Raw genomic sequence first — 1,838 nt, forward strand, 5'->3', positions numbered from 1 at the left:
CTACCCGGTCGCCCGGGGCGGCGCGGCCGCGCTGCTGCTGGCCGACCCGCCGACCACCGGCGCGGCACTGGCGGCGGTGGCCCGGCGGGCCGAGCGCGCCGGGTTCGCGCCGACCGCCGTGATCCCGCTGCTCGCCACCCCCGAGCCGGCCGGTACCCCCGCCGCCGCGCCCCCCGCCGCGCTGCTGCGCTACCCGTGCCTGCTGCTGACCGGCGACCGCTGGGCGGTGCGGGCGCGCCTGCGCCCCACCCCGGTGGCCCCGGCGCTGGCGGCCGTGCTGCCCGAGGGGACCAGGCTCGCCGAGCCGACCGGCCCGGTGCCCGGGCCGCCCAGCCGCTGGGGACACCTGTCGGTGCCGGTCACCGCCCGGCTGGAGCACGCGGACCGCTCGGCGCGACTGGTCCCGCTGACCGCCGAGTGGGCCGGGGTGGGCTGGTTCGGCCGCGACCGGGTGAGCGCCGCCGAGCGCCTGCCGGGGCTGGTGCCGCGGGCCCGCTGCTTCGCGGACGGCGTGCTGCTGCGCGACCGGCCGACCGGCGAGCACCGGCCCGGACCGTCCGACCCCACCCGCGTGGCCGATCCCGCCCGTGGGTCCGACCCCCTCTGCCCGGCCGATCCCGGCGGCCTCGCCGAGCCGGCCACCGCGGCCCGCTACGCGGCCGCGCGGTGGCGCTGCCTGGCGCTGCCCGAGGACCGCACCCGCTGGCTGGCCGGCCGCCACCCGCTCTGGGAGGCCGCCGCCGAGGAGCTCACCCCCGCGCTGGGCCCGCTCGGCCGCCCCGCCCGCCGCTGGCTGCTCGACCCGCTGACCCGCTCCCTGCTGATCGCCGACCGCCCCTGCCTGCCCGACGGCCGCAGCGGCCCCGGCGACTGGCCCACCGACGCCGCCGGCGCGGCCTTCAGCGCGCTGGAGCCGGTCGGCCGCGACGCGGCCTACGACCTGGCGGTCGCCGCGCTGTGGGACCCCTCGGGCGAGGCCGCGCTGCTCGCCCGCTACCGGGCCCTGACCGGCGACCCGCTGCCGGCGGCCCGCTGGTGCCTGCTCCAACTGGTGCACGGCGGGCAGGTCCGGCGCCTGGCGGCGCTGCCCGCGCTGCCCGGCGCGCTGGCCGAGCGGGCCGCCGAGGGGCAGGCGCGCGCCGTGCGCCGCTTCCTGGCCGGGCTCCGGCTGGCCGAGCTGCCGGCCCCCGAGGAGGCGCACGGCGACTGGGTGCTGCTGGGGCTCGAAGGCGTACTGGAGCACCGGGCGCTGGGTTTCTGGGCCGCCTCCCCGCTGGGGCTGCTCGCGCTGCGGGCGCTGCACGCGCACGGCTACCGCACGCTGCTCGCCACCGGGTGCTCGCTGCCCGAGCTGCGCGAGCGCTGCGCCGACTACCGGCTGGCCGGCGGGGTGGGCGAGTACGGCTGCGTGGGCTGCGACGGGGCGGCCGCCGCCGACAGCGACGGGACTCTCGCCCTGCTGCCGACGGGGCTGCGCGAGGCCGGCGACGGCGGACTGGTCCGCCGGCTGGTCGGGCGGCCCGGCTGCGGCGCCGACCTGCGCTCGCTCTGGTGCGTGCGCGGCTTCACCCAGGCCCCGGACGGCCGGCGCGGCCCGCTCGCGCCGCGGACCGTCGGGCAGCTGCTGGCGCAGGGCCCGCAGCCGGCCCGCTTCACGGTGCTGGCCGGCCCGGAGCACACCGACTTCCTGCCGCTGGGCGCCGATCCGGCCGCCGGCGTGCGGGCTCTGCTGGAACACCTGCGCGAGCACGGCGCGCTGCCGGTGCTGGCCGGCGCGAACGGCCCGCTCGACCACGCCCTGCTGGACTCCGCGCTGCGCGCGGTGCTGCCGGGCGCCG

The 1,838-nt window shown here is 81.8% G+C and carries 1 pseudogene; it reads left to right on the forward strand.

The features are described 5' to 3' along the window. Positions 1-1,838: pseudogene (locus ABD323_RS40805) on the forward strand (hypothetical protein); the annotation flags it as partial.

Source organism: Kitasatospora nipponensis (assembly GCF_039528135.1).
Lineage (GTDB): Bacteria > Actinomycetota > Actinomycetes > Streptomycetales > Streptomycetaceae > Kitasatospora > Kitasatospora nipponensis.